Annotated in this window: 23 protein-coding genes; 12 read left to right on the top strand and 11 right to left on the bottom strand. The window is 73.8% G+C overall.

From position 1 onward, the window contains the following. Positions 1 to 32 precede the first annotated feature (32 nt). From Ae150APs1_RS14535 to Ae150APs1_RS14515, 5 genes are all read left to right on the top strand, one after another. Positions 33 to 1,088 (top strand): alcohol dehydrogenase catalytic domain-containing protein, encoded by a 1,056-nt coding sequence (locus Ae150APs1_RS14535; RefSeq protein ID WP_083680134.1) that lies wholly within the window; start codon positions 33 to 35, stop codon positions 1,086 to 1,088. Continuing rightward, positions 1,085 to 2,698, top strand: coding sequence for an aldehyde dehydrogenase family protein (locus Ae150APs1_RS14530; RefSeq protein ID WP_249266343.1), 1,614 nt, complete (start codon positions 1,085 to 1,087; stop codon positions 2,696 to 2,698). The genes Ae150APs1_RS14535 and Ae150APs1_RS14530 overlap by 4 nt, the downstream gene beginning before the upstream one ends. 243 nt (positions 2,699 to 2,941) lie before the next feature. After that, positions 2,942 to 4,285, top strand: coding sequence for a cytochrome P450 (locus Ae150APs1_RS14525; protein ID WP_139317623.1), 1,344 nt, complete (start codon positions 2,942 to 2,944; stop codon positions 4,283 to 4,285). Between the two features lie 11 nt (positions 4,286 to 4,296). Continuing rightward, entirely contained in the window at positions 4,297 to 4,491 is a 195-nt protein-coding gene (locus tag Ae150APs1_RS14520) for a ferredoxin (RefSeq protein ID WP_075302104.1), read from the top strand. A 22-nt stretch (positions 4,492 to 4,513) separates the two neighbouring features. Beyond that, the gene (locus Ae150APs1_RS14515) at positions 4,514 to 5,734 is read left to right on the top strand and encodes an FAD-dependent oxidoreductase (RefSeq protein ID WP_075298144.1); all 1,221 of its coding nucleotides are present in this window, start codon (positions 4,514 to 4,516) and stop codon (positions 5,732 to 5,734) included. 9 nt (positions 5,735 to 5,743) lie between these two features. On the opposite strand, the gene Ae150APs1_RS14510 is transcribed toward Ae150APs1_RS14515, so the two are convergent. The 6 genes from Ae150APs1_RS14510 to Ae150APs1_RS14485 form a co-directional block, all read right to left on the bottom strand. Next, complete coding sequence (locus tag Ae150APs1_RS14510; RefSeq protein ID WP_060574634.1) at positions 5,744 to 6,403, bottom strand: TetR/AcrR family transcriptional regulator; 660 nt, start codon at positions 6,401 to 6,403, stop codon at positions 5,744 to 5,746. A gap of 29 nt (positions 6,404 to 6,432) precedes the next feature. After that, the gene (locus Ae150APs1_RS14505; protein ID WP_075298142.1) at positions 6,433 to 7,659 is read right to left on the bottom strand and encodes an acyl-CoA dehydrogenase family protein; all 1,227 of its coding nucleotides are present in this window, start codon (positions 7,657 to 7,659) and stop codon (positions 6,433 to 6,435) included. 96 nt (positions 7,660 to 7,755) lie between these two features. Continuing rightward, the gene (locus tag Ae150APs1_RS14500) at positions 7,756 to 8,436 is read right to left on the bottom strand and encodes an HAD family hydrolase (protein ID WP_075298140.1); all 681 of its coding nucleotides are present in this window, start codon (positions 8,434 to 8,436) and stop codon (positions 7,756 to 7,758) included. 46 nt (positions 8,437 to 8,482) lie between these two features. Beyond that, positions 8,483 to 9,142: an LUD domain-containing protein gene (locus Ae150APs1_RS14495; RefSeq protein ID WP_075298138.1), complete on the bottom strand. Its 660-nt coding sequence runs from the start codon at positions 9,140 to 9,142 to the stop codon at positions 8,483 to 8,485. Next, positions 9,139 to 10,680, bottom strand: a complete 1,542-nt coding sequence (locus Ae150APs1_RS14490) for a lactate utilization protein B (protein WP_075298136.1) — start codon at positions 10,678 to 10,680, stop codon at positions 9,139 to 9,141. The genes Ae150APs1_RS14495 and Ae150APs1_RS14490 overlap by 4 nt, the downstream gene beginning before the upstream one ends. Then, on the bottom strand, positions 10,677 to 11,507 hold the full coding sequence (locus Ae150APs1_RS14485) for a (Fe-S)-binding protein (protein ID WP_010240890.1): 831 nt from the start codon (positions 11,505 to 11,507) through the stop codon (positions 10,677 to 10,679). Before Ae150APs1_RS14485 ends, Ae150APs1_RS14490 begins: the two co-directional genes overlap by 4 nt. Positions 11,508 to 11,648: 141 nt before the next feature. Between Ae150APs1_RS14485 and Ae150APs1_RS14480 the strand changes: the two genes are divergently transcribed. Next, a complete protein-coding gene (locus Ae150APs1_RS14480; protein WP_010240892.1) occupies positions 11,649 to 12,194 on the top strand; it encodes a gamma carbonic anhydrase family protein in 546 nt (181 codons plus the stop codon). Between the two features lie 62 nt (positions 12,195 to 12,256). Then, complete coding sequence (locus tag Ae150APs1_RS14475; RefSeq protein ID WP_075298134.1) at positions 12,257 to 12,976, top strand: FadR/GntR family transcriptional regulator; 720 nt, start codon at positions 12,257 to 12,259, stop codon at positions 12,974 to 12,976. A gap of 134 nt (positions 12,977 to 13,110) precedes the next feature. On the opposite strand, the gene Ae150APs1_RS14470 is transcribed toward Ae150APs1_RS14475, so the two are convergent. Further along, a complete protein-coding gene (locus Ae150APs1_RS14470; protein WP_139316913.1) occupies positions 13,111 to 14,310 on the bottom strand; it encodes an MFS transporter in 1,200 nt (399 codons plus the stop codon). Positions 14,311 to 14,534: 224 nt separating this feature from the next. On the opposite strand from Ae150APs1_RS14470, the gene Ae150APs1_RS14465 reads away from it, so the two are divergent. Further along, positions 14,535 to 15,773, top strand: coding sequence for a M20 family metallo-hydrolase (locus Ae150APs1_RS14465; RefSeq protein WP_083680133.1), 1,239 nt, complete (start codon positions 14,535 to 14,537; stop codon positions 15,771 to 15,773). Between the two features lie 18 nt (positions 15,774 to 15,791). After that, positions 15,792 to 16,904: a helix-turn-helix domain-containing protein gene (locus Ae150APs1_RS14460; RefSeq protein WP_075298130.1), complete on the top strand. Its 1,113-nt coding sequence runs from the start codon at positions 15,792 to 15,794 to the stop codon at positions 16,902 to 16,904. Here Ae150APs1_RS14460 and Ae150APs1_RS14455 read toward each other — a convergent pair. After that, positions 16,893 to 17,477 carry a TetR/AcrR family transcriptional regulator gene (locus Ae150APs1_RS14455; protein ID WP_060574640.1) on the bottom strand — a complete coding sequence of 195 codons (585 nt, stop codon included), beginning with the start codon at positions 17,475 to 17,477 and terminating at the stop codon, positions 16,893 to 16,895. The genes Ae150APs1_RS14460 and Ae150APs1_RS14455 overlap by 12 nt on opposite strands. Positions 17,478 to 17,582: 105 nt before the next feature. On the opposite strand from Ae150APs1_RS14455, the gene Ae150APs1_RS14450 reads away from it, so the two are divergent. Together Ae150APs1_RS14450 and Ae150APs1_RS14445 are read left to right on the top strand one after the other, a co-directional pair. Further along, positions 17,583 to 18,764, top strand: coding sequence for an acyl-CoA dehydrogenase family protein (locus Ae150APs1_RS14450; protein ID WP_075298128.1), 1,182 nt, complete (start codon positions 17,583 to 17,585; stop codon positions 18,762 to 18,764). Next, positions 18,761 to 19,771, top strand: a complete 1,011-nt coding sequence (locus tag Ae150APs1_RS14445; protein ID WP_075298126.1) for a phosphotransferase family protein — start codon at positions 18,761 to 18,763, stop codon at positions 19,769 to 19,771. The genes Ae150APs1_RS14450 and Ae150APs1_RS14445 overlap by 4 nt, the downstream gene beginning before the upstream one ends. 845 nt (positions 19,772 to 20,616) lie before the next feature. Here Ae150APs1_RS14445 and Ae150APs1_RS14440 read toward each other — a convergent pair. From Ae150APs1_RS14440 to Ae150APs1_RS14430, 3 genes are all read right to left on the bottom strand, one after another. Next, on the bottom strand, positions 20,617 to 21,414 hold the full coding sequence (locus tag Ae150APs1_RS14440) for an aldo/keto reductase (RefSeq protein WP_075302103.1): 798 nt from the start codon (positions 21,412 to 21,414) through the stop codon (positions 20,617 to 20,619). Between the two features lie 139 nt (positions 21,415 to 21,553). Next, on the bottom strand, positions 21,554 to 21,985 hold the full coding sequence (locus tag Ae150APs1_RS14435) for a CBS domain-containing protein (RefSeq protein ID WP_060574643.1): 432 nt from the start codon (positions 21,983 to 21,985) through the stop codon (positions 21,554 to 21,556). A 65-nt stretch (positions 21,986 to 22,050) separates the two neighbouring features. Then, positions 22,051 to 22,686, bottom strand: a complete 636-nt coding sequence (locus Ae150APs1_RS14430) for a carboxymuconolactone decarboxylase family protein (RefSeq protein WP_139323985.1) — start codon at positions 22,684 to 22,686, stop codon at positions 22,051 to 22,053. Between the two features lie 25 nt (positions 22,687 to 22,711). On the opposite strand from Ae150APs1_RS14430, the gene Ae150APs1_RS14425 reads away from it, so the two are divergent. Further along, positions 22,712 to 23,248, top strand: a complete 537-nt coding sequence (locus Ae150APs1_RS14425; protein WP_029239147.1) for a MarR family transcriptional regulator — start codon at positions 22,712 to 22,714, stop codon at positions 23,246 to 23,248. The last annotated feature ends 69 nt before the right edge of the window (positions 23,249 to 23,317 follow it).

Raw genomic sequence — 23,317 nt, 5'->3', positions numbered from 1 at the left:
GACCCCGAGCAGAGGAAAGGACGCCCACACAGATGGCGACCATGAAGGCGGTCGTGCTCCGCGAGCCGCACAAGATCGAGGTCATGGAGGTCCCGAAGCCGGAGATCACCGACCCCGGTGACGTGCTGATGCGGGTCGACCTCACCGCGATCTGCGGGACCGACCTGCACCCGTACGAGGGCCGCATCGTGATCGAGGACGACGTCGTCCTCGGCCACGAGTTCCTCGGCACCGTCGAGGCCGTCGGCTCCGGCGTCGGCCTGATCTCCGAGGGCGACCGGGCCGTCGCGTCCTGCGTCGTGAGCTGCGGGAGCTGCTACAACTGTCGCCGCAACCGTCCCGGCCAGTGCTTCGGCACCATGATCTTCGGCCTCGGCGTGACCTTCGGCAGCCTGTCCGGCGGCCAGGCCGAGTACGTGATCGTGCCGAACGCCGACCGCACGCTGCGCACGCTCACCGACGAGGGCGAGGGCACCGACGAGGACAAGCTCTTCGTCGGCGACATCATGGCCACCGGCTACGAGGCCGTCCGCAGGTTCATCCAGCCCGGCGACACCGTCGCCGTGGTCGGTGCGGGCCCGGTCGGGCTGTGCGCCGCCATGGCGGCCGACGTCCTCGGCGCCGCGCAGACCGTCGTCGTCGACAAGGTCCCGGCGCGGCTCAAGGAGGCCGAGGCGATCGGGGCGATCCCGGTGAACGCGGACGAGACCGACCCCGCCGACGCCGTGCAGGACCTCACCGACTGGCGCGGGGCGGACGTCGTGATCGACGCCGTCGGCCACCCGTCGGCGCTGCTCTCGGCCTGCTCCCTGGTGCGCTCCGGCGGCGCCATCTCGATCCCCGGCGTCTACACCGAGGACTCGATCGAGCTGCCCTTCGGTGACCTCTACCTCAAGGGCGTCACCATCGCCCAGGGCGTCGCGAACATCACCAACCACATGGACGAGACGCTCGCGCTGATCGCGGCCGGCAAGCTCGACCCGAGCCGGTTCATCTCGCACCGGATGCCGATGTCGCAGGCGACCGAGGCGTACCGGATGTTCGAGGAGCGCGAGGCCACCAAGATCGTTCTGGATCCCACCTCGTGACCGCCGGGACGACCGTCCGCCACTTCCCGATGCGGATCGGTGGCAAGGACGTCGACAGCGACGACCGGCTCGAGATCCGCGACCCGCAGAACGACGAGCTGGTCGCCACCGCGGCCTCGGGCGGCGCGTCGGCGATCGACGCCGCCGTCGACGCCGGCCGGGCCGCCTTCGACGACGGCAGCTGGTCGCGGGCCACGGCCGCGCACCGCGCGTCGGTCCTGCGTGCGATCGCGGACAGGCTCGGTGAGCGGCTCGACGAGATCGTCGAGCTGGAGATCATGGCCAACGGCGCCACCGTGCGCCAGGCCACCGGCTTCCACGTCGGTTACTGCGCGCCGCACCTGGAGTACTTCGCGGGCCTGGCGGAGCGCTACGAGTTCGAGACGCCCATGCCGCGGGCGACGTTCCCGGTGCTCGGCCAGTCGACGCTCCGCAGGGAGCCGATCGGCGTGGTCGGAGCGATCGCACCGTGGAACTTCCCGCTGCTGCTCTCGCTCTGGAAGTTCGCCCCGGCCCTGGCCGTCGGCAACTCGGTGGTGCTCAAGCCGGACGAGAAGACGCCCCTGTCCGCGCTGGAGTTCGCGCGGATCGCGGAGGAGTGCGGACTGCCGCCGGGCGTGTTCAACGTCGTCCCGGGACCCGGCCCGGACGCCGGGGCGCGGCTGGCGTCGCACCCGGGCATCGGGAAGATCGGGTTCACCGGGTTCACCGGGTTCACCGGGTTCACCGGGTTCACCGGGTTCACCGGGTTCACCGGGTTCACCGGGTCCACCGGGTTCACCGGGTTCACCGGGTCCACCGACGTCGGCCGCGAGATCATGCGGCTGGCCTCGGGCACCGTGAAGCCGGTGACCCTGGAGCTCGGCGGCAAGTCGCCGGCCCTCGTCCTCGACGACGCCGACCTCGACGTCGCCGTCGACGGCGTGCTCTACGGCTGCATGCTCTACTCCGGCCAGGTCTGCGAGTCGATGACCCGGTTGCTGCTGCCGGACTCGCTGCACGACGAGTTCGTGGAGCGGATGGTCGCCCGCGCGTCGACGATCCGGCTCGGGGACACCCGGGACTGGGAGACCGACATGGGCCCCGTCGTCTCGGCGACGCAGAAGGACCGCATCCTCGAGCTCATCGCTTCCGGCAGGGACGAGGGCGCCACCGCCGTCCTGGGCGGTGGCGAGGCCCACGTCGAGGGCTACGAGGGCGGGTACTGGATCGAGCCGACGATCTTCACCGGGGTCCGCAACGACATGCGGATCGCCCGCGAGGAGATCTTCGGCCCGGTGCTGTCGGTGATCCGCTACGGCTCCGAGGCCGAGGGCGTCGCCCTGGCGAACGACACCCAGTACGGCCTCGCGTCGTCGGTGTGGAGCCGGGACAACTCCCGCGCGCTGGACGTGGCGGAGAAGATCCAGGCCGGCTCGGTGTGGATCAACGACGCGCACCAGATCAACTGCGAGGTGCCCTTCGGCGGGTACAAGCAGAGCGGCGTCGGGCGCGAGCTCGGCCCGCGTGCGCTGGACCCCTACGTCGAGGAGAAGAACGTCCACCTCGACCTGTCGGGCAGCCGGGACGCCCGGCCGTACGACGTGCTGCTCAGCCACGCCGACGACTGAGCAGCCGGCCCCGGGCGCGCGCTCTGCTCCGCGCACGGGGGCCCGGGATCCGGCCCGGCGGGCAGCCCCCACCGGGCCGGAGCCCCGTATCACCCGCGCACTCTCCCGTTGGGGGCACGACGTCGCCCACCGGGGGAGATGTCGCCGCCCGCCCTTTCTCGCACACTCGTTCGTGACCGTGCGTCACCAGTAGTCGGCCTCGCCGCAGGCGCACGACCGCCGCCGAGGCCCCCAGGAGGACCGATGACCGCCACCTTCGACGCCACCGACTTCGAGTCCGAGATGTACGACCCGGACGAGGTCGAGATGATCCCGGCGACCGGCGAGCGGAAGCCCGGCCACTACCCGGTCGACATCTCCACCAAGGCGTTCTGGAACCAGACCTCCGAGCAGCGCGAGGAGTCCTTCGCGGTCCTACGCCGCGAGCAGCCGGTCTCCTGGCAGCGCCCCGTCGACGACGCCGTCACCCCGGACCCGGACGACCCGGGCTACTGGGCGGTCGTGAAGCACGCCGACATCGTGAGGGTCAGCCGGGACAACGACACCTTCATCTCCGGCCAGGGCGTGCTGTTCGACCTGCTGCCGCCGATCTTCCTCGAGCTGACCCAGTCGTTCCTGGCGATGGACAACCCGAAGCACGACCAGCTGCGCAAGCTGGTGGCCTCGGCGTTCACGCCGAAGCAGATCAAGAGCATCGAGGACAAGATCACGCTGGCGGCGAAGGAGATCGTCGACGGCTTCGCGTCGGAGCCGTCCGGCGAGATCGACTTCGTGACCCGCTGCGCGAAGCTGCTCCCGACCCGGATCTTCTGCGACATCATGGGCATCCCGGAGCACCTGCGGGAGGCCACGGAGAAGAATGCCGCGGACATCGTCGCCTGGGCCGACGACGAGGTGCTGGCCGGCAGGCAGGCCGACGAGGTGCAGATCCAGGCGGCCACCAACCTGCACGACATCGCGACCGAGCTGATCGAGCTCAAGCGGGCCGAGCCGTCCGACGACCTCGTCACCTCGCTGATCGACGCCGAGGTCGACGGCCGCACGCTCGACGACTTCGAGATCGGGTCGTTCTTCGTGCTGATGGCCGTCGCGGGCACCGACACCACGCGGCACACCGCCAGCCTCACCGTCCGGGCGATGACCCACTTCCCGGAGCAGCGGCAGTGGCTCATGGAGGACTACGAGGGCCGGATCGGCAACTCCATCGAGGAGTTCATCCGCTACGCCTGCCCGGTGATGACCTTCCGCCGCACGGCGGTGAAGGAGACCGAGCTCGGCGGGCACACCGTCATCCCCGGCGACAAGGTCGTCCTGTTCTACCCGTCCGGCTGCATGGACGAGGACGTCTTCGACTCCCCGGGGACGTTCGACCTGTCGCGCGCGAACGCGAGGGACCACACCGGTTTCGGCGGCGGCGGGGTGCACTTCTGCCTCGGCAACCAGCTCGCCAAGTCGATGCTGCGGGCTCTGTTCCGCGAGCTGCTGACCCGGATCCCGGAGTTCGAGGCCGGCGAGCCGGAGCTGCTGGGCACCAACTTCATGCGCGGTGTGAAGCGCATGCCGTTCCGATTCACCCCGGAGAAGTGAGCGTCATGGGTCTGCGTATCGAGCTCGACGAGAGCAGGTGCAGCGGTCTCGGGCTGTGCGAGGCGGAAGCGCCCGAGCTGTTCGAGGTCAAGGACGACGGGTCGCTGGCGGTGCTCGACGCGACGCCGTCGGCGGAGCACCGCCAGGCCTGCGAGGCCGCCGTCGCATCCTGCCCGACCGAGGCCCTCCTCCTCGTCGAGGGCTGACCGTCCCGTAAGGAGATCCTGCGTGTCCGTGCACCATCTCGTCGTCGTGGGCGCCTCGCTGGCCGGGATCCGGGCCGTCGAGGCGGCACGCCGGTCCGGCCACGACGGGCCGGTCACGCTGGTCGGCGCGGAGCGGCACCTGCCCTACGACCGTCCGCCGCTGTCCAAGGCGTTCCTCGACGCCGGCGACGACGGCCCGGCCGATCCGCGGTTCCGCACCGAGGACCACCTGCGCGACGAGCTCGGGGTGGAGCTGCGGCTCGGGCACCCGGCCACGTCGCTGGACATCGGGGCGCGGCTGGTCGGCCTCGGTGGCGGGTCCGAGCTCGGCTACGACGCGCTGGTCGTCGCCACCGGGGGTGCCGCACGGACGCTCCCCGGCACCGGCGGTGTCGCGGGCGTCCACCCGCTGCGCACCTGGGACGACGCGCTGGCCGTGCGCGCGGCGCTCGACGACGGGGCGCGCACCGTCGTGATCGGCGCCGGGTTCATCGGCTCCGAGGTCGCCAGCTCGGCCCGCAAGCGCGGGCTGTCCGCGACGATCGTCGAGACCCTGCCGGTGCCGCTGGTCCGCTCGGTCGGCGAGGACATGGGCCGGGCCTGCGCGGAGCTGCACCGCGCGGGCGGTACCGACCTGCGCTGCGGCGAGACCGTGGACGGCCTGGAGACCGACGGCGGCCGGGTGACGGGCGTCCGGCTCGGTTCCGGCGAGGTGCTCCCGGCCGACCTGGTCGTCGTCGGTGTCGGCGTGGCGCCGTGCACCGGCTGGCTGGAGGGCTCCGGTGTCGCGCTGCACGAGCGGGACGGCGGCGTTGTCGCCGACGCGACCCTGCGCGCCGCCGACGGCGTCTGGGCGGCCGGCGACGTCGTCCACTTCCCGAACCACCTGTTCGACGGCGAGGTCATGCGGCTCGAACACTGGACCACCGCAGCCGAGCAGGGCGCACTCGCGGCGAAGAACGCCCTCGACCCGGCGAACGCGACGGAGCTCGGGACCGTCCCCTACTTCTGGTCCGACTGGTACTCCAGCCGGATCCAGTTCGTCGGGCGACCGGCCGCCGACGAGATCCGCGTCGTGTCGGCCGAGCTGGACGACGACCGCTTCCTGGCGCTGTACCGGCGCGGCGACCGGCTGGTCGGGACGATCACGATCGACCGGCCGGCCCAGATCATGAAGTACAAGCGGCTGATCTCGAAGCGGGCGAGCTGGACCGAGGCACTGGAGTTCGCCGGCGTGTCCTGACCCGGCCGGTCAGCCGTCGACGTCGAGCATCCGCCGGGCGAGCCGCTTCCAGCGCTCCACGTGCGGGTCGGTCTCCGGGTCGCGCGGGCTCACCGCATAGGTGAGCGCGACCCCGCGCATGCTGGTGAACAGCAGCTCCCGGAAGTCGTCGAACGCGGCGTGGCTGGAGAGCGCCGGCCCGAACATCGTCGCGATCACGTGGGTCAGGGCGACGCCGAGGCGGCGCTCCTCGGGCAGCAGCTCGGCGCGGACGTCCTCGTTGGTACGGGCCACGGTCCACAGCTCCATCGCGGCCCAGAAGTACGGCTGCCGGAAGGTCTCCCAGAGCAGCTCGACGGCCCGGTCGACACGGTCACCGCCCGTCGTGCGGCCGTACTCGGAGTCGCCCACCCACCGTTCCATCTCGGCGACCCGCTCGACCGCCAGGTACTGGGCTGCGGCGATGAGGAGCGTGTCCCGGTTCGGGAAGTGGTGGAGCAGGCGGCCGCGGGACACCCCGGCCCGCTGCTGGATCGTCACGGTCGTGACCCGGGAGTACCCGTTCTCGTGGAGCTCCCGCAGGGCGGCGTCGAGGATGAGGGTCCTGCTGTTCGCCGACCGCTCCCCCTGGGTCCGCCTGCCACGCGGCCGGGGCGCACCGGCCGGGCCGGTGCCGGGTACTGCCGCCATGGGGCCAGCGTAATCCTCGGGCCACGGGCTCAGCCGGTGACGTCGCGGCCGATCAGCCGTCGCGCGACGATCCACTGCTGGAGCTCGTTGGCCCCCTCGAAGATCTCGAGGATCTTCGCGTCGCGGTACATCTCCTCGAGCCGGTAGGACTCCCCGCTCTCCGAGACCTGACGGGCGAACCCGACGGCACCGTGGATCTGGACGGCGTCGCGCACCAGGTCGTTCGCCAGCCGCGTGCCGTAGGCCTTCGCCATCGCGGCCTCCGGCTCGGCGGAGCGGTCGCCGCGGTCCAGCAGCACCGCTGCCTTCTGGTAGAGGCTGCGGGCGCACTCGATCTCGGTGGCACGCCCGGCCATCTGGAACTGCCAGTGCTGCATCGCGCCGAGCGGGCCCCCGAAGACCTGCCGGGTGCGCAGCCGCTCGACCGACAGGTCGAGCGCGGCCTGGGCGAGGCCGACACCGGCGGCACCGATCCCGATCCGGCCGCGGACCAGCGCGGACAACGCGACGCCGAGCCCGTCGCCCGGGGTGCCGAGCAGGTTCTCCCGCGGCACGTGGACCTCGTCGAACACGATGTCCGCGGTGATCTGCCCGCGGTGCCCCATCTTCAGGTCGGGGGTGCCGATCCGGACCCCCGGCGAGGACAGGTCGACGAGCAGCATGTGCGCCCGCCCGGTGTCCGCCGCCCGGACCAGCACCGACACCCATCCGGCGACGACGCTGTTGGTGATCCACCGCTTCCGGCCCGACACGACGTAGCCGTCTGCCGACTCCTCGGCGACGGTCTGCATCCGCTCGGCCGTCAGGTCCGAGCTGGTCTCGGGCTCGGTGGTCGCGAAGGAGAACGCCGTACGCCCGGACACGAGCTCGGGGACCAGCCGTTCCCGCAGCTCGTCGGAGGCGTGGACGAGGGTCTGCGGGACGAGGATGCACTGGCCGTCGTACACCCCCGCCATCGACGACGAGTGGTACGCGATCTCCTCGGTGACCGTGCAGGTCCCGAGCATCGGGTACTCGAGGCCCCGCCCGAAGTCGGCGCCGAACGGGACCGCGAACATCCCCTCCTCCGCCAGGCCGCGGAACGCCTCCCAGGGGAAGGACTCCGCCGACTCCTCCCGGGTGCCGATCTCGCGGGCGAACGGGACGAGCCGCTTCTCGACCGCGGCCCGGGCCTCGTCACGGAGCTCGACCGTCTCCCGCGGGAGGAAGACGTCGTGGGTCATGCGGTCCTGCGTGCGGGGGACGGGCGCCGTCATCGGGATCCTTCACCGGTCGGGGACGAACGGACCGAGGGTGGACGATCGTGGGGCGCCGGGCCAGCATCCGATCCGTTGGGGGGAGGACTTCACCCCCTACGCCGGGTGGTCCATCGCCGCCAGCACCCCCGCCAGCTCCGCCACGTCGTGGACCGTGACGGCGGGCGCCGGCCCGTCGGGGTCGAGGGAGTGCCCGGGCCGGACCAGCCGGACGGTGCGGATCCCGGCCTCGACCGCCCCGCGGACGTCGCGGGCCGAGCTGGCGACGTGGACGAACCCGTCGCCGAGCAGGTCGCGTGCGCGCAGGTAGACGGCGGGCGCCGGCTTGTAGGCGCCCAGCCGCTCCGAGGTGAGGACGACGCCGGGGTCGACGAGCGGGTGCGCCCGGGTGGTGAGTGCGAGCGCGTCGTCGACGTTGGACAGGATCCCGATCCGCGCGTGCTCCGCGACGGCGGGCAGCCCGTCCGCCACGTCCGGCCACAGTGGCCAGCCGGCGACGCCGCGCTGCACCCGGTCGATGTCGGCGTCCGGGTCCGCCGTGAGGCCGAGCCCGGTGTAGGCCCCCGCCAGGGCGTCCCGGGACAGCGTCCGGAAGCTCGTCCAGCCCGCGCTCGTGTCGACCCGCTTCTGGCCGGCCTTGTTGTGCCGGTCCCACTCGTCGTAGAGCTCCTGGCCGGTGACGGTCCAGTCCCGCTCACCGGCGATCTCCGCGAAGGCACCGGACCCGCCGCGCCGCGAGTCGGTCAACGCACTGAACAGGTCGAACGTCACGATCATCGGAACTCCCGTCGCCGCGGCCGGCCCCCAGTGTGACCCGGGACGATCAGCCGTCGTCACCCGCCACGACGACGACGTGCAGGGTGCGCGGCCCGTGCACCCCCTCCACCCGGTCCAGCTCGATGTCGCTGGTGGCGCTCGGCCCGCTGATCCAGGTGTGCGGGCGGGCGGGGTCCAGCGCGGCGACGCCCTCCGGTACCCCCGGCACGACCTGGTCGGCCCGGACCACGCAGACGTGCAGGTCCGGGACCAGGGTGGCGGCGCGCCTGCCCTGGCCGGGGCCGTGGTCGAGGATGATCGTGCCGGTCTCGGCGATCCCGATCGCCGCCGTCGACAGCACGCCGTCGCAACGGTCCAGCTCGGACACCCCGACGTCCGGCCCGTCGGTGACGACCTCGACGTCGGCGGGGACCAGCCCGGCGGGGAAGCCGGGCGGGACGAGGATCCGCAACCGTCCGCCCCCGGCCAGCGGGGAGCGCCCGGCGAGCGCACCCGCCACGAGCCCGGCGGCGGTCGCGGGCGTCGCGCGCTCCACGACGGCCCGGTAGTCCGCGACCTGCTCGGCGAACAGGTCGACGACGTCGGCGTGGGACCGGTCCCGGGCCGGGGCCGGCCGGACGATCGGGACGTCGACGTCCGGCGCGGTGTCCGGCACGTCGGCCAGCGCCCGGCGGGCCTTCTGCAGGATCGCGTCGCGCGCACTCATCGCCGGTCCCCGTTCCCGCCGTCGTTCCCGTTCGCGTTGCCGGCGCCGCCGTCGTCGCGGTGCCCGCCGTCGGTCCGTTCCCACCACTGCCGGAACGACTCCGCGGCGGGGACGGGGACGTCGCGGGAGTCGGACCAGGCGCCCGCCGGCCCGCCGGGGATCGCGCTGAGCACGTTGCGTCCGCCCGGTGCCGTCCGCCCGATCCTGGCGGCGAGCCGGCCGCCCCAGCCGGCCGCCTTCTCCGCCGCACCGGTCCGGGCCGACGACGACAGCGTCCACGACGCGGCCTTCATCGCCATGTCCTGCACCGACGGGACCCGCGACGCCTGCTGGTGGGCCTCGACGACCTCGCTGCGGAGGTGCACCAGGACCTCCGGGATGTCGATCCGCACCGGGCAGACCTCGAAGCACGCCCCGCACAGGCTGGAGGCGTACGGCAGCGAGTTGGTCTGCGGGTCCGAGCCGACCCCGCGGAGCTGGGGCGTGAGGATCGCGCCGATCGGTCCGGGGTAGACCGAGCCGTACGCGTGCCCACCGGTGCGCTCGTAGACCGGGCAGACGTTCAGGCAGGCCGAGCACCGGATGCAGCGCAGCGCCTGGCGCCCGGTGGGATCGGCCAGGACGTCGGTGCGGCCGTTGTCGAGCAGGACCACGTGCACCTCCTGCGGACCGTCGCCGGGGGTGACCCCGGTCCACGTCGAGGTGTAGGGGTTCATCCGCTCCCCGGTCGACGAGCGCGGCAGCAGCTGCAGCATCACGTCGAGGTCGGCGAAGGTCGGCAGGACCTTCTCGATCCCGACCACCGAGACGAGCACCTCGGGCAGGGTCAGGCACATCCGCCCGTTGCCCTCGGACTCCACGACGGTCAGCGTCCCGGTCTCGGCGACGGCGAAGTTCGCCCCGGACACCGCCACCTTCGCCCGCAGGAACTTCTCCCGCAGGTGGGCGCGGGCCGCCGCGGCCAGCTGCTTCGGCTCGTCGGTGAGGTCGGCCGGTGCGGGACGGCCCGCCCGGCCCATCTCGCGCAGGAAGATCTCGCGGATCTCGGCGCGGTTGCGGTGGATGGCGGGCACCAGGATGTGGCTGGGCAGGTCGTCGCCGAGCTGGACGATCAGCTCGGCGAGGTCGGTCTCCCAGGCGTGGATCCCGGCAGCCTCCAGGGCGTCGTTGAGCTCGATCTCCTGGGTGGCCATCGACTTGACCTTGACGACCTCGTCGGTCTCGTGCCGCCGGGCGATGTCGACGACGATCGCGTTGGCCTCGGCGGCGTCGCGGGCCCAGTGCACGGTCGCCCTGGCCGCGGTCAGGGAGCGTTCGAGCTGCTCGAGGTAGCCGGGGAGGTGCCGCAGCACCCGGTTCTTGATCGCCTCACCGGCCAGCCGCAGCTGCTCCCACTCGTCGACCTCGCCCACGACGCCGCCGCGCTTGGTGCGGATGGTGGCCGTGGCGTGGGCGAGGTTGCGGCGCAGCTGGGAGTCCTTCAGCGCGGACCGCGCCGCGGTGGGGAACGCCGGTGTGCCGAGGAAGGTGCCGCTCATCGGACCGTCTCCTGTTCCCGCGGGGCCGTGCCCGCCTCGGGTGTGGCGCTGCCGACGCTCGTCGGATCGGCCGCCCGCTCGGCGCGGCCGGTGATCACCGGTTCGGTCGAGGCGAGGATCTCGGCCAGGTGCATCACCCGCACCCCCGAGCGCTGCCGGGACAGCAGCCCGCCGATGTGCATCAGGCACGAGTTGTCCCCGGCGACGAGCACCTCGGCGCCGGTCTCCCGCACGTGGCGGGCCTTGTCGTTGCCCATCGCGATCGAGGTCTCCGCGTTCTTCACCGCGAACGTCCCGCCGAACCCGCAGCACTCGGCGTCGCCCGGCAGGTCGAGCAGAGTGAGCCCGCGGACCGCACGGAGCAGCCGGGCCGGCCGGTCGCCGACGCCGAGCATGCGCAGCGAGTGGCAGGTCGGGTGGTAGGTGACCCGGTGCGGGAAGTAGGCACCGACGTCGGTCGTCCCGAGGACGTCGACGAGGTACTCGGTCAGCTCGTAGGTCGGCGGGGCGTTCTCGACCCCGCGGACCAGGCCAGGGTCGCCGGACCGCTCCGCGACCATGCCGTGCTGGTGGCGGACCGACCCGGCGCAGGACCCGGACGGGGCGATGATCGCGTCGCAGCCGGCGAAGGCGTCGAGGTGGTTGCGGACGAGCGGGACCGCGTCGGCGACGTAGCCGGTGTTGACCATCGGTTGTCCGCAGCAGGTCTGTGCGGCCGGGAACTCGACCTCGACGCCGAGCCTGCGGAGCAGGGTCACGACGGCCTTGCCGGTGTCCGGGAACAGGGCGTCGTTGAGGCAGGTGACCATCAGGCCGACGCGTGGCATGGGTGCCTCCGGCGATGTGGTGGTTGAGGCTGTGGTCCGACCAAGCTAGCGTCTTGGTCGGACCACAGGCAAGCGGTGCCCGCGCCACGGCCTCCCCGCCGGGGAGCCCGCGCGGCCCGTGGAGACGAAGGAGGCCCGGCCGTGCGGCAGAACGTGCTGGCGATCGGCGACCGTGCACCGTCCGTCGCGGAGGAGGTGTGGGTGGCCGACACCGCGACCGTCGTCGGATCGGTGACCGTGGGCGCCGGGACCGGCGTCTACTACGGGGCCGTACTGCGGGCCGACACCGAGACGGTGACGATCGGTGCGGGCAGCAACGTCCAGGACAGCGCCACCGTCCACGCCGACCCTGGGTCCCCGGCCCGGATCGGCGACGGGGTGTCGGTCGGCCACGGTGCGGTGCTGCACGGCTGCACCGTCGGGGACGACTGCCTGGTCGGCATGAACGCCACCGTGCTCAACGGTGCGGTCGTCGGCGCCGAGTCGCTGGTCGCGGCGAACGCGCTGGTCCCGGAGGGGATGGAGGTCCCGCCCCGCTCCCTGGTGGCCGGTGTGCCTGCGAAGGTCCGGCGCAGCCTGCGCGACGAGGAGCTGGAGCACATCCGGCGCAACGCGGAGGTCTACCGCGAGCTCACCGTGCGGCACCGCGACGCGCAGCTGCTCGCGACCGGGGCGGATCCGCGCTGACGGGCACGCCCGTGCGGGACAGGAACGCCGGAAGCATCGGAAGCGTCGGAAGGGGAGGTGCCGTGTCATCGGGAACCGGCGGGCGGACCGCCACCTACGAGATGGTGCTGACCCACATCGAGCAGGGACTGACGTCGGGTGCGCTGCGGCCTGGGGACCGGCTCCCCGCCGAGCGCGAGCTCGCGGGCACCCTGGGCGCCAGCCGCACGGCGGTGCGCGAGGCGCTCCGCGTGCTGCAGGCCCAGGGGGTGATCCGCTCCCAGGTCGGGACCGGCGACGGTTCCGGCACCGTGATCGTCCCGGCGCCGGCGCGGGCGCTCGGCCGGGTGCTCCAGCTCCATCTCGCCGTCGACTCGTTCCCGGTCGACGACGTCACCGAGGCCCGGGTGATGCTCGAACGGTTCTCGGCCGGGCTGGCCGCGTCCCGGCGGACCGCCAACGACCTGCTGGTGATGACGGCGGAGCTCGACGCGATGGACGCCGACCTCGATCCCGAGGCGTTCAGCGACGCCGACATCGCCTTCCACGTCCTCATCGCGGGATCGGCCGGGAACCGGCTGGTCAACGAGCTGACGGTGGCGATCCGGGAGTCCGTCCGCGGGGTGCTGCTGGACGCCATGCACGAGCGGGTGGACTGGCCGTCCCTGCGGGATCGGCTGCGCGGGGAGCACCGCGCGATCCACGCGGCGCTCCTGGCGGGCGACGGCGGCCGTGCCGCGGACCTGATGGAGGAGCACATCCGCGCGTTCCACGGCGTGCTCCCGCCGGCCGGGCCCCGGTAGCCAGGGCGCCCGGCCCGGCAGCCCGGTCAGGTCCCGGCGACGACGCGGTCCCGGTCGGCGAACAGCCGCGGCGCGACGGCCCCGGACCCGGCCGTGACCAGGGCGATGCCGACGAGCAGCAGGGCGGGCAGGGTCTACGTCCCGCTGCCGACGGCGAGCAGCGCCGTCGCACCGAGCGGCACGAACCTGGAGACGACGCCGGCGAGGTTCGACGACAGCGCCACCCCCGAGTACCGCAGGTGCGGCGGGAACAGCTCGGTGAGCAGCGCCCCGGACACTGCGTACGGGATCGAGAGCAGGGCCGTGGCCAGCGTGACCCCCGCGATCACCGCGGCGGGCGCCCCCGTGTCGATCAGCCAGAACGCCGGGAACGCGGTGAGCGCCGACGCGACACCGCCCGCGACCGTCACCCGCCAGGCACCGAACCGCTCCGCGAGCCGCCCGCCGAGGATCACGACGCCGATCTCCACCACGGCGGCGACCAGGGTCGCGCCGAGCATGAGCGAGCGCGGCAGTCCCAGCTGCGACGTCCCGTAGCTGATGATGAAGGTGGTGATCAGGTAGAAGCCGCCGACGCCGAGGAACGCGGTGCCCGCGCCGACCGCGAGCTGCGGCCAGGCCCGCACCAGCACCTCGCGGACCGGGGAGGATGCACGCTCGTCCTCGGCCAGCAGTTGCTCGAACAGCGGCGACTCCTCGACCCGGCGGCGCAGCCACAGCGCGATCGCGAGCAGCGGGAACGCCGCGAGGAACGGCAGCCGCCAGCCCCAGGAGTCGAAGCTGTCCGGCGGCAGCTGCGCCACGGCGAGGAACGCACCGGACGACAGCAGCGTCCCGACCGGCGCCCCGATCTGCGGCATCGCCGCGTACCGGCCACGCCGCTCCGGCGGGGCGTGCTCGACCGCCAGGGTGACCGCGCCGCCCCACTCCCCGCCGACCGCCACGCCCTGCAGCAGCCGGAACAGCGTGAGCAGCAGCGGTGCGGCGATGCCGATGGTCGCGAAGGACGGCAGCAGGCCGATCAGGCCGGTCACGGTCCCGATCATCGTGACGGTGATGATCAGGCAGCGCTTGCGGCCGATCCGGTCACCGAGATGCCCGAAGATCACCGCGCCGAGCGGGCGGGCCGCGAACCCGACGGCGAACGAGGCGAACGCGGCCAGGGTGGAGACGACGACGTCGTCGGTGGCGAAGTAGAGCCGGTTGAAGACCAGCGCGGCCGCGGTCCCGTAGAGGAAGAAGTCGTACCACTCCAGCGCGGTGCCGACGAACGCGACCTTGCGGGCGTCGGCGTCGGTCACCGTCGCGCGTCCCTGTCCCCGGTCCCCGGCCATGCTGCCTCCGCAGGTCGTCGTGTGGGTCGTGCCAGCATCGACGGCGTAGCGGCCGGGCGGAACTCCCGATCGTCGCGTCCTGACGGCGTCGGGCTGTGCAGGTGCACAACGAAACCGGGCCGTCATCTCCGCGGCCGGTGCCTGTGCGAGTGCACAGCCGCCGTCGTCGAACCGGGGGCGGCGGTCCGATGACCGGCCCCGTGGACGCGTGCTGCGATGGGCGCATGACCACCGGCGGCGGTTTCCTGGACGACTTCGCGACCCTGTCGGCCTTCGGCGCGACCGAGCGGGGCGGGGTGCACCGCGAGGCCGCGTCGGACGCCGACGAGGCGCAGCGCGCGTGGTTCGAGCGGTGGCTGACCGGGCACGGCCTGACCGTCCGGTACGACGAGGTGGGCAACCAGTTCGGGCTGCTGGAGCTCGTCCCGGGCGCCCCGTGGGTGCTGGCCGGGTCGCACCTGGACAGCCAGCCCCGGGGCGGGCGGTTCGACGGCGCGTACGGCGTGCTGGCCGCCGCGTACGCGGTGCTCGACCGGGCCGGCGCGGGCGGTGCCGTGCACAACCTCGCCGTCGTCAACTGGTTCAACGAGGAGGGGTCGCGGTTCACGCCGAGCATGTTCGGCAGCGCCGTGTTCACCGGCCTGCTCGATCCCGCCGCGGCGCTCGACACCCGGGACCCGGCCGGGGTCCGGGTCGGCGACCGGCTGGCCGAGATGGGCCACACCGGCACCGGTGCCCCGGTGCTCGCCGACGTCGCCGCCTACGCCGAGATCCACATCGAGCAGGGCCGGGAGCTGGACGGGACCGGCACGACGGTCGGCCTGGTCGCCGACACCTGGGCGGCCCGCAAGTACGACCTCCGCGTGGTCGGGGACCAGTCGCACACCGGGTCCACGCCCATGCCCGACCGGCGCGACGCCCTGCTCGGGGCCGCGCAGCTCGTGGTGCTCGCCCGCACCCTGTCCGACGAGCTGGGCACCGAGGGGGCGCCGCTGCACACGTCGGTGTCCCGGATGGCCGTCGAGCCGAACAGCCCGGTGACCGTGGCCCGCGAGGTCACGCTCAACCTCGACCTGCGCAGCCCCGACGAGGCCCTGCTCGCCCGCGCCGACGCGCTGCTGCACGAGCGGGTCCCGGGTATCGAGGAGTCCGCGCGGGTCGGGGTCGAGATCGCCGGCTCGCACGGCTGGGGTGTCCGGCCGTTCCCGGCCGACGGTGTCGAGCTGGCCCGCCGCGCGGCCGACGAGCTCGGGCTGTCGCACCGTCCGATGTCGACCGTGGCCGGGCACGACTCGGTCAACCTCAACGGTCACGTGCCGACGGTGATGCTGTTCGTGCCGAGCGTGGAGGGGATCAGCCACAACGAGCGCGAGCTGACCTGCGACGACGACCTCCTCGCCGGCGTCGCGCTGCTGACCGGGGTCGTGCGCCGGCTCGCCGCCGGGGAGATCACCGGACGCTGACCTGGCACGCTGGTGCGCGTGGACTCCGACGCGGCCTGGGCGCGGACCGTGGCGCGGCTGCGCAGGCGGGTGCCGGAGCTGGCGTCCGCGTTCCTGGCCCGGCTCGACGCCGAGGGGCGCTACGACGACCAGCCCGTCACCCGGGAGGACCTGCGGGAGACCGCCGAGGCATCGCTCGCGCTGCTGGTCGACCAGCTCGGCCGCGGCGACGGCCGGATCGATCTCGGGGACCTGCCCGACCGGCTGGGTCGCCGGCGCGCCCGCCAGGGAGTGGACCTCGACGACCTGGTCCGTGCCGTCCGGCTCGACTTCCCGGTGCTCTGGTCGGCCCTGCTGGAACAGGCCGAGGACGCGGCGGCACTCGCCCCGCGGGCCGACCTGCTCTGGGCGGTCGTCGACGCCTACGCGCGCGAGGTGCACTTCGCCTTCCTCGGCGAGCGGGCACTCCTGGCCGAGCAGCAGCGCGACGAGCAGCGGCACCTGCTCGACCTGCTGTTCGGCGCGGGGCCCGCCGACGAGTACCGCGACGCCCGGCTCGCCACCGGCCTCGGCGTGTCCGAGGACGGGGCGTTCGTGGTGTGCGCCGCGCTGGCCGACCACGCGGCGACCCTGCGCGGCCGGGCCGCCCGCGCGGCCGGTGTGCACCTGCGCGACGTCGAGTTCGGCGTCGTCGCGTTCTGGGCGAGCGGAGCGCCCGGGGCCGGGCGGCTGCGCGACCGGCTCACCGGGGGCATCGCCTGCGTCGTCGACGACGGTGTCGCGGGCCTCGCGGCGGTGCCCGGCGCGGCCGCGGCGCTGGTGCGGATGGCGCGGCTGCTCCCGCCGGACGTGGCCCGCCCGCGCGAGCCGCGCGACGTGTGGCCGCTGGTGGCCCGCCGCGCCCTCGACGAGCACGACGGGCTGGCCGGGCGGCTGCTGTCCGGGCTCGACGGCGCCCGCGAGGACGAGGCGGTGCTCCTGCGCGCGACCGCGCACGCCTACCTGGACTCGGGGAGCGTGTCCGAGGCCGCCGGGGTCCTCTACTGCCACCGCAACACGGTGCTGAACCGGCTCCGCCGGTTCGCGCAGCTCACCGGCCTGGACCTGACCCGGCCGCGGGACGCGGCGCTCGCCGTCGTCCTACTGGGGTGAGGGCGGGGGCCGGACCGCGCCGACCAGGCGGAGCGCGAACTCCACCTGCTGCCAGGCCACCTCGTTCTCGGTGGGCCCGGAGTCCTCCCGGAACCACACCGCGACCCCCATCCCGAGGTCGAGGATCGCGTACGACGCGAGCCGCGGGTCGGTCACCCGGAACGCGCCGCGGTCGGTGCCGTCGGCGACCAGGGACCGGAAGCGCCGCTCGTACTCCGTGCGCAGCCCGACGACCTCGGAGCGGCGGGGCTCGACGAGGCTGCGCAGCTCCCGGGTCCCGACGAACGCCTCGCGCCGGTGCCGGGCGTGGAAGCGGACGTGCGCGTCGACCGCCCGGCGCAGGCGCTCCACCGGATCGTCCACACCGGACACGGCCGTGTCGTGCTCGCGGAGCAGCGCGGTCATCGTCTCCTCGATCACCGACGCGAGCAGGTCCTGCTTGGAGCTGACGTGCTTGTAGAGGCTGGGGCCGCGCATGCCCACGGCCGCGCCGATGTCGGCCATCGTCGTCGCCTCGTAGCCACGGACGGCGAACTGCTCCAGCGCCGCCGCCCGGATCTCCGCCTCCCGCACGGCTCCCAGTGTATAGCCCGGATGTGACGTGGGTCGGCACCTACTTGCGCAGAGCTGCGACGATGGTGGCTAATAACCATTAGCCAATCATCATCAGGAGGAGACATGGCCGTCGACTTCACCCTCGACCCCCAGGTGGCCGAGCTCGCCGAGCGCACGTCCCGGTTCGTCCGGGAGACGGTGATCCCGGTCGAGGAGGCGCACGACGGCGTCGTCCCGTCCGAGGACGTCCGCCGCGAGCTGCAGGACGGGGCCCGCGCCGCCGGGGTCTTCGCGCCGCACGCGGCCGTCGAGTTCGGCGGGCACGGGCTGGACATGCGCGCCCGCGCCGCGGTGTTCGAGGAGGCCGGCTACTCGCTGCTCGGCCCGCTCGCGCTGAACATCGCCGCCCCCGACGAGGGCAACGTCCACATGCTCGAGCAGATCGCCACCGAGGACCAGAAGGTCCGCTACCTGGCCCCGCTGGCCGCCGGCGACGTCCGCTCCTGCTTCGCCATGACCGAGCCCGCGCCCGGCGCAGGCTCCGGCCCGGACGCGCTCGCCACCGTCGCCACCCGGGTCGACGGCGGCTGGCGGATCGACGGGCACAAGTGGTTCATCACCGGTGCCGACGGCGCGGCGTTCGCCATCGTCATGGCCCGCACCGCCGGCGTCCCCGGCGAGCGCGGCGGGGCGACGATGTTCCTGGTCGACGCGTCCAACCCGGGGATGAAGATCGGCAGGCACATCCCGACGCTGGACGAGTCGCTCTACGGCGGCCACCTCGAGGTCGAGTTCTCCGACTGCCGGGTCGGCGACGACGCCGTGCTCGGCGAGGTCGACCAGGGCTACCGCTACGCCCAGGTCCGGCTCGGCCCGGCCCGGATGACGCACTGCATGCGCTGGCTGGGTCTCGCCCGCCGGGCTCAGGACATCGCCGTCGCCCGGGCCGCGGACCGGAAGCTGTTCGGGTCCCGGCTGGCCGACCTGGGCATGGCGCAGGCGATGGTCGCGGACAACGAGATCGACCTGCACGCCTCGCGCGGCCTGATCCTGCGGGCCTGCTGGGAGCTGGACCAGGGGCGCAGTGCCGGGATGGAGGTGTCGATCGCGAAGACCTTCACCGCGGAGGCCGTGTGGCGGGTCGTCGACCGGTCGCTGCAGCTCTGCGGCTCGCTCGGGGTCTCGGGGGACATCCCGCTCGGGCGGTTCCTGCGCGAGGTGCGCCCGTTCCGGATCTACGACGGCCCGTCGGAGACCCACCGCTGGTCGATCGCCAAGCGCGTCGTGGGGCGGGCGACCCGATGAGCCCCGACGGTCTCGACCTCCACGCGCTCGACGGCTTCCTGAAGGAGCACGTCGACGGCTACCGCGGCGGCGTCACCGCGGAGCTGGTCTCCGGCGGCCGGTCCAACCTGACCTACCGGGTCACCGACGGCGAGTCGGTCTGGATGCTCCGCCGCCCGCCGCTGGGGAACCTCACCCCGTCGGCGCACGACATGGGCCGCGAGTACCGGTTCGTCGCCGCCCTCGCCGGGTCCGGGGTGCCGGTCGCCCCGGCCGTCGCACTGGCCGACGAGTCGGTGATCGGCGTGCCGTTCGCCCTCACCGGATTCGTCGACGGCGTCGTGGTCCGCAGCGAGGACGACCTCGACGCGTACACCGACGGGCAGGTCCGTGACACCGCGTTCGCGCTGGTCGACACGCTCGCGGCGCTGCACGCGGTGGACGCGACCACCGGGGCGGTGTCCGGGCTCGGGAAGCCGGCCGGGTACCTGCGCCGCCAGGTCGACCGCTGGTACTCGCAGTGGGAACGGGTGAAGACCCGCGAGCTCGGCGACGTCGAGGCCCTCTACGCCCGGCTGGACGCGATCTGCCCGGCCGAGAGCGACGCCGCCGTCGTGCACGGCGACTACCGCATCGACAACGCGATCCTCGATCCCGCCGACCCGACCCGGATCCGGGCGCTCGTCGACTGGGAGATGGCGACCCTCGGCGACCCGCTCGCCGACCTCGCGCTGCACACGGCCTACGGCGATCCGGTCTTCGCGCCGGTGCTGGCCGGGTCGGCGGCGTCGACGAGCGCCCGCATGCCGGGTGCCGACGAGCTGGTCGAGCGCTACGTCGCCACCTCCGGGCGGGAGCCTCGGGACTGGTCGTTCCACCGGGGCCTCGCCTACTTCAAGATCGCGGTGATCGCGGAGGGCATCCACGAGCGGCACGTCCGTGGGGACACCCGGGGCGACGGCTTCGCGACCGTCGGGGAGGCCACCGCGCCCCTCGCAGCCGCAGGCCTGACGGCCGCGACCACCTGACCGCCCCGCGCCCACCGCTCCCGCCGGCTCCCACCGGACCCGCCGAAGCAGGACCGGGCCCGGCTCTCACCGGACCCGCCGGCTCTCACCGGACCCGCCGGCGCTCACGTGTTCTGTGGTCGCTCGCGCGGTCGGGTGAGCGACGACCGAACAGGTGAGCATCGCCGGAACAGGTGAGCGCGGGGTCGGTCGGAGGCTGTGAGGCTGCCGGCGCTCACGGGATCCGGGCCGCGGCTCGCGGGCCTGCCGGTGCTCACCGGATCCGGTGGCCTCGGCGGGATCGGTCGGCGTCCACGGGCCTCCCGGCGCTCACTGTTTCCGGTGGCGCTCGCCTGTTGTGTCGTTGCTCGTGCGATCGGGTGAGCATTGCCGGAACAGGTGAGCGGGGGACTGGCCGGTGTCTGCGGGCGTGCTGGTGCTCACGGGATCCGGGGCGCGGCGCTCACGAGTCCTGCCGGCGCTCACTGTTTCCGGTGGCGCTCGCCTGTTCTGTCGTCGCTCGCGCGATTGGGTGAGCGATGCCGGAACAGGTGAGCGCGGGGATTCCTCGGAGTCCGCGGGCCTGCCCGGTGCTCACCGCTTCCGGTGGTGCTGCCCGGACCCGGTGGCGCTCGCCGGATCTGCCGGCGCTCACGAGTCCTGCCGATGCACACCAGATCCGGTGGCCTTGACGGGATCCGCCGGCGCCCACGGATCCTGCCGGCGCTCGCCGTTTCCGGTGGCGCTCGCCTGCTGTGTCGTCGCTCGCGCGATCGGGTGAGCACCGACAGAACAGGTGAGCGTCCTTGGCTCCGGGGAGGCGGGGTGGTTGAGGCGTGCGGTGACCGGGGTGCGGGGGCGGTGGGTCAGGCGGCCAGGCGGTCGACGCGGCCGGGGCGCGGGCCGATCCGGCCTGCGCCGCCGGGGACGTCCAGGGCGGCGACCGCGTCCATCTCGTCGCCGGTCAGGGCGAAGCCTGCCAGGTCCCGGTTCTCCGTGATCCGCTCCGGGGTGTCGGACTTCGGCACCGCGACGGTCCCCCGCTGCAGGTGCCAGCGCAGCACCACCCGGGCCGGGGTGACGCCGTGCCGGTCGGCGATCGCCCGCAGGGCGGGCCCGCCGAGGACCGCGCCGCGGCCGAGCGGGCTCCACGCGCCGGTGACGATGCCGAGCGCCGCGTGCACCGCGTGCAGGTCCCGCTGCTGGTGGTGCGGGTGCAGTTCGACCTGATTGACCGCCGGCGTCGTCCCGCCGAGGCCGCGCAGCCGGCGCAGGTGCGACGGCCGGAAGTTCGAGACCCCGATCGCGCGGGCCGCGCCGTCGGCGAGCAGCTGCTCCATCGCGTCCCAGGTGCGCAGGCACGGCTCCAGCTCGTCGTTCGGCCAGTGCACGAGCAGCAGGTCGACGTGGTCCAGGCCGAGCCGGTCGAGGCTCTCGTGCGCGGAGCGGATCGCGTCGGCCCGGTCGCGGCCGACGTTCCACACCGTGCCGGTCACGAACAGCTCGGACCGGGACAGGCCGGATCCGGCGAGCGCGGCCCCCACCGCCGTCTCGTTGCCGTAGACCGCGGCGGTGTCGATGCTGCGGTAGCCGCGCGCGAGCGCCTCGGTCACCGCGGCGCGGGCGTCCCGGGACTCGTACACGCCGAAGCCGAGGCGCGGCATCGTGGTGCCGTTGTTCAGGGTGATGGTGGCGTCCGGGTGCACCGGGGTCCTCTCGTCGTCGCACGGCGACGGCGGTGTCGCGGACTCGTCCTGGGTCAACGGGCCCGGCCGGCCCCCGCGTTCCCGGTCGTGGGCCGCCTCACCGGTGGTCCGGGTCTCCTCCACCGGCGGCGCGCTCGTCGATCCGGGCCCGGATGCCCTCGTCGGAGCAGAACCCGCGCCGGGTGCGCTTCAGGCACAGCAGGCCGACCAGCCGTCCGGCCTCGACGACGGCGAGCCGGCGCCGCCCGGTGGCGGTCATCGTGTCCCAGGCCGTCCGCAGGTCCGCCGACGGCGCGACGACGCGCCCGGCCAGCGTCCCGGACGGCGCGGCGGGTGCGGCGGGGTCGGCGTCGTCGAGATCGGCCCGCTCGACCACGGAGAGCAGCACGCCGTCGTCGACGACCAGCAGGGCGTGCACCTTGGGGTTGCCGAAGAAGGTGTGCGCGTCCGCGACGGTGGTCGCCGGGCCGCACGTCTTGGGGAAGGTGTGCATGGCAGCACCGACGGAGGCGTCGACCAGGGTGTCCATCGCGCTCCTTCCGTCCGTCGCCTCAGGTGTACCCGGGACGGGCCCGCACCGCACCCCCGCGTCGGTCACTCCGGGCGGAACACCGCGAGCGCATTCGCCAGCATCGCGTAGTAGCCGGTCAGCCACACCAGCGCGGCCAGGGTGTCGCGGCCCAGTACCTGCAGGGCCGTCGTGTACCGGTCGTCGTCGAGGTCGCGGGTGTCGAGCACCGTGCGGACGACGTCGAGGCCGGTCCGCTCGGCGTCGTCGAGCCCGTCCGGGACGACGCCGTCGAGCAACGCCTGCAGCTGGCCGCCCGACAGCCCGGTCTCCCGGCCCAGGCCCTCGTGCGACGCCCACTCGAAGGCGCTGCCGTGGTGCACGGCGACGGCGAGGACGGCGATCTCCCGCAGCCGCGGCGGGAGGTCGTCGTCGAAGCGGAGGGCCGCGCCGACCTGCTGGACGGCGTCACCGATCCGCGGCGAGAACAGCATCGGCCCGAACGGACCGAGCAGCCGCTCCCGGTCGTCGACCAGCGGGACCCGGGCCTGGGACCGGCGCGGGCCGGTCGCGATGCGGGCGTGCAGGGCGGCCCGCTCGTCGTCGAGGTCCGCGGGGTGCAGCGGCGCGGTCCGCGGCGGCCCGGACGGCCGGGGGCGGCCGCGCAGGTCGCCGGCGGGTCCCGCCGTGCGGGGGTCCGGGGTCACGGGATCGGTGCTCACACCGACGGACCCTACGATCGCGGGCGTGTCCCCGAGTCCCGATCCCGTGCCCGAGGGGTTCCTGCCCTTCACCGAGGTCGCGCTGGACCGGGCCGGGGAGCGGATGCCGGGCATCGACCGGTCCGCGATGGCGATGGTGCTGATGCTGCACCGGGTCGCCTCCGCGATCGTCTACGACCTGGAGTCGACCGTGCACCGCCCGGCGGGCTGGAGCTGGTCGGCGTTCCGCCTGCTGTTCGCGCTGTGGGTGGCCGGGGCACAGGAGGCGGGGCGCTGCGCGGAGCTGGCCGGGATGAGCCGGGCGGCGGTGTCCGCGCTGGCCAAGACGCTGGAGGCGGGCGGTCTGGTGGAACGCACCGGGGACCCGCGGGACCGCCGGACGGTGGTGCTCGGCCTGACCGCGGAGGGCACCGCGCGGCTGGAGGAGACGTTCGGCGCGCACAACCGGCGCGAGGCGGACTGGGCCGGGCTGCTCACCCCCGAGGAGCTCGCGACGCTGAACGGGCTGCTGGCCAAGCTGGCGGCCGCGGCGCAGGAGCAGGACTGGGTCCGGCGCCGCTGACCCTGGTGTTCACGGGTCCGGCGCCGTACCGTGGCCGATGCTCAAAGGTTTGATGATCTCCGTTCAGTG

The organism is Pseudonocardia sp. Ae150A_Ps1 (genome assembly GCF_001932315.1).
GTDB lineage: Bacteria > Actinomycetota > Actinomycetes > Mycobacteriales > Pseudonocardiaceae > Pseudonocardia.
The sequence above is the reverse complement of the archived record's forward strand: the minus strand, read 5'-3'. Positions and strand labels throughout refer to the sequence as shown.

Coding starts and splice junctions, on each gene's coding strand:
- Ae150APs1_RS14535 (WP_083680134.1), top strand. CDS start 33: ATGGCGACCATGAAGGCGGTCGTGCTCCGCGAGCCGCACAAGATCGAG.
- Ae150APs1_RS14525 (WP_139317623.1), top strand. CDS start 2,942: ATGACCGCCACCTTCGACGCCACCGACTTCGAGTCCGAGATGTACGAC.
- Ae150APs1_RS14510 (WP_060574634.1), bottom strand. CDS start 6,403: ATGGCGGCAGTACCCGGCACCGGCCCGGCCGGTGCGCCCCGGCCGCGT.
- Ae150APs1_RS14505 (WP_075298142.1), bottom strand. CDS start 7,659: ATGACGGCGCCCGTCCCCCGCACGCAGGACCGCATGACCCACGACGTC.
- Ae150APs1_RS14500 (WP_075298140.1), bottom strand. CDS start 8,436: ATGATCGTGACGTTCGACCTGTTCAGTGCGTTGACCGACTCGCGGCGC.
- Ae150APs1_RS14495 (WP_075298138.1), bottom strand. CDS start 9,142: ATGAGTGCGCGCGACGCGATCCTGCAGAAGGCCCGCCGGGCGCTGGCC.
- Ae150APs1_RS14490 (WP_075298136.1), bottom strand. CDS start 10,680: ATGAGCGGCACCTTCCTCGGCACACCGGCGTTCCCCACCGCGGCGCGG.
- Ae150APs1_RS14485 (WP_010240890.1), bottom strand. CDS start 11,507: ATGCCACGCGTCGGCCTGATGGTCACCTGCCTCAACGACGCCCTGTTC.
- Ae150APs1_RS14470 (WP_139316913.1), bottom strand. CDS start 14,310: ATGGCCGGGGACCGGGGACAGGGACGCGCGACGGTGACCGACGCCGAC.
- Ae150APs1_RS14465 (WP_083680133.1), top strand. CDS start 14,535: ATGACCACCGGCGGCGGTTTCCTGGACGACTTCGCGACCCTGTCGGCC.
- Ae150APs1_RS14450 (WP_075298128.1), top strand. CDS start 17,583: ATGGCCGTCGACTTCACCCTCGACCCCCAGGTGGCCGAGCTCGCCGAG.
- Ae150APs1_RS14445 (WP_075298126.1), top strand. CDS start 18,761: ATGAGCCCCGACGGTCTCGACCTCCACGCGCTCGACGGCTTCCTGAAG.
- Ae150APs1_RS14440 (WP_075302103.1), bottom strand. CDS start 21,414: ATGCCGCGCCTCGGCTTCGGCGTGTACGAGTCCCGGGACGCCCGCGCC.
- Ae150APs1_RS14435 (WP_060574643.1), bottom strand. CDS start 21,985: ATGGACACCCTGGTCGACGCCTCCGTCGGTGCTGCCATGCACACCTTC.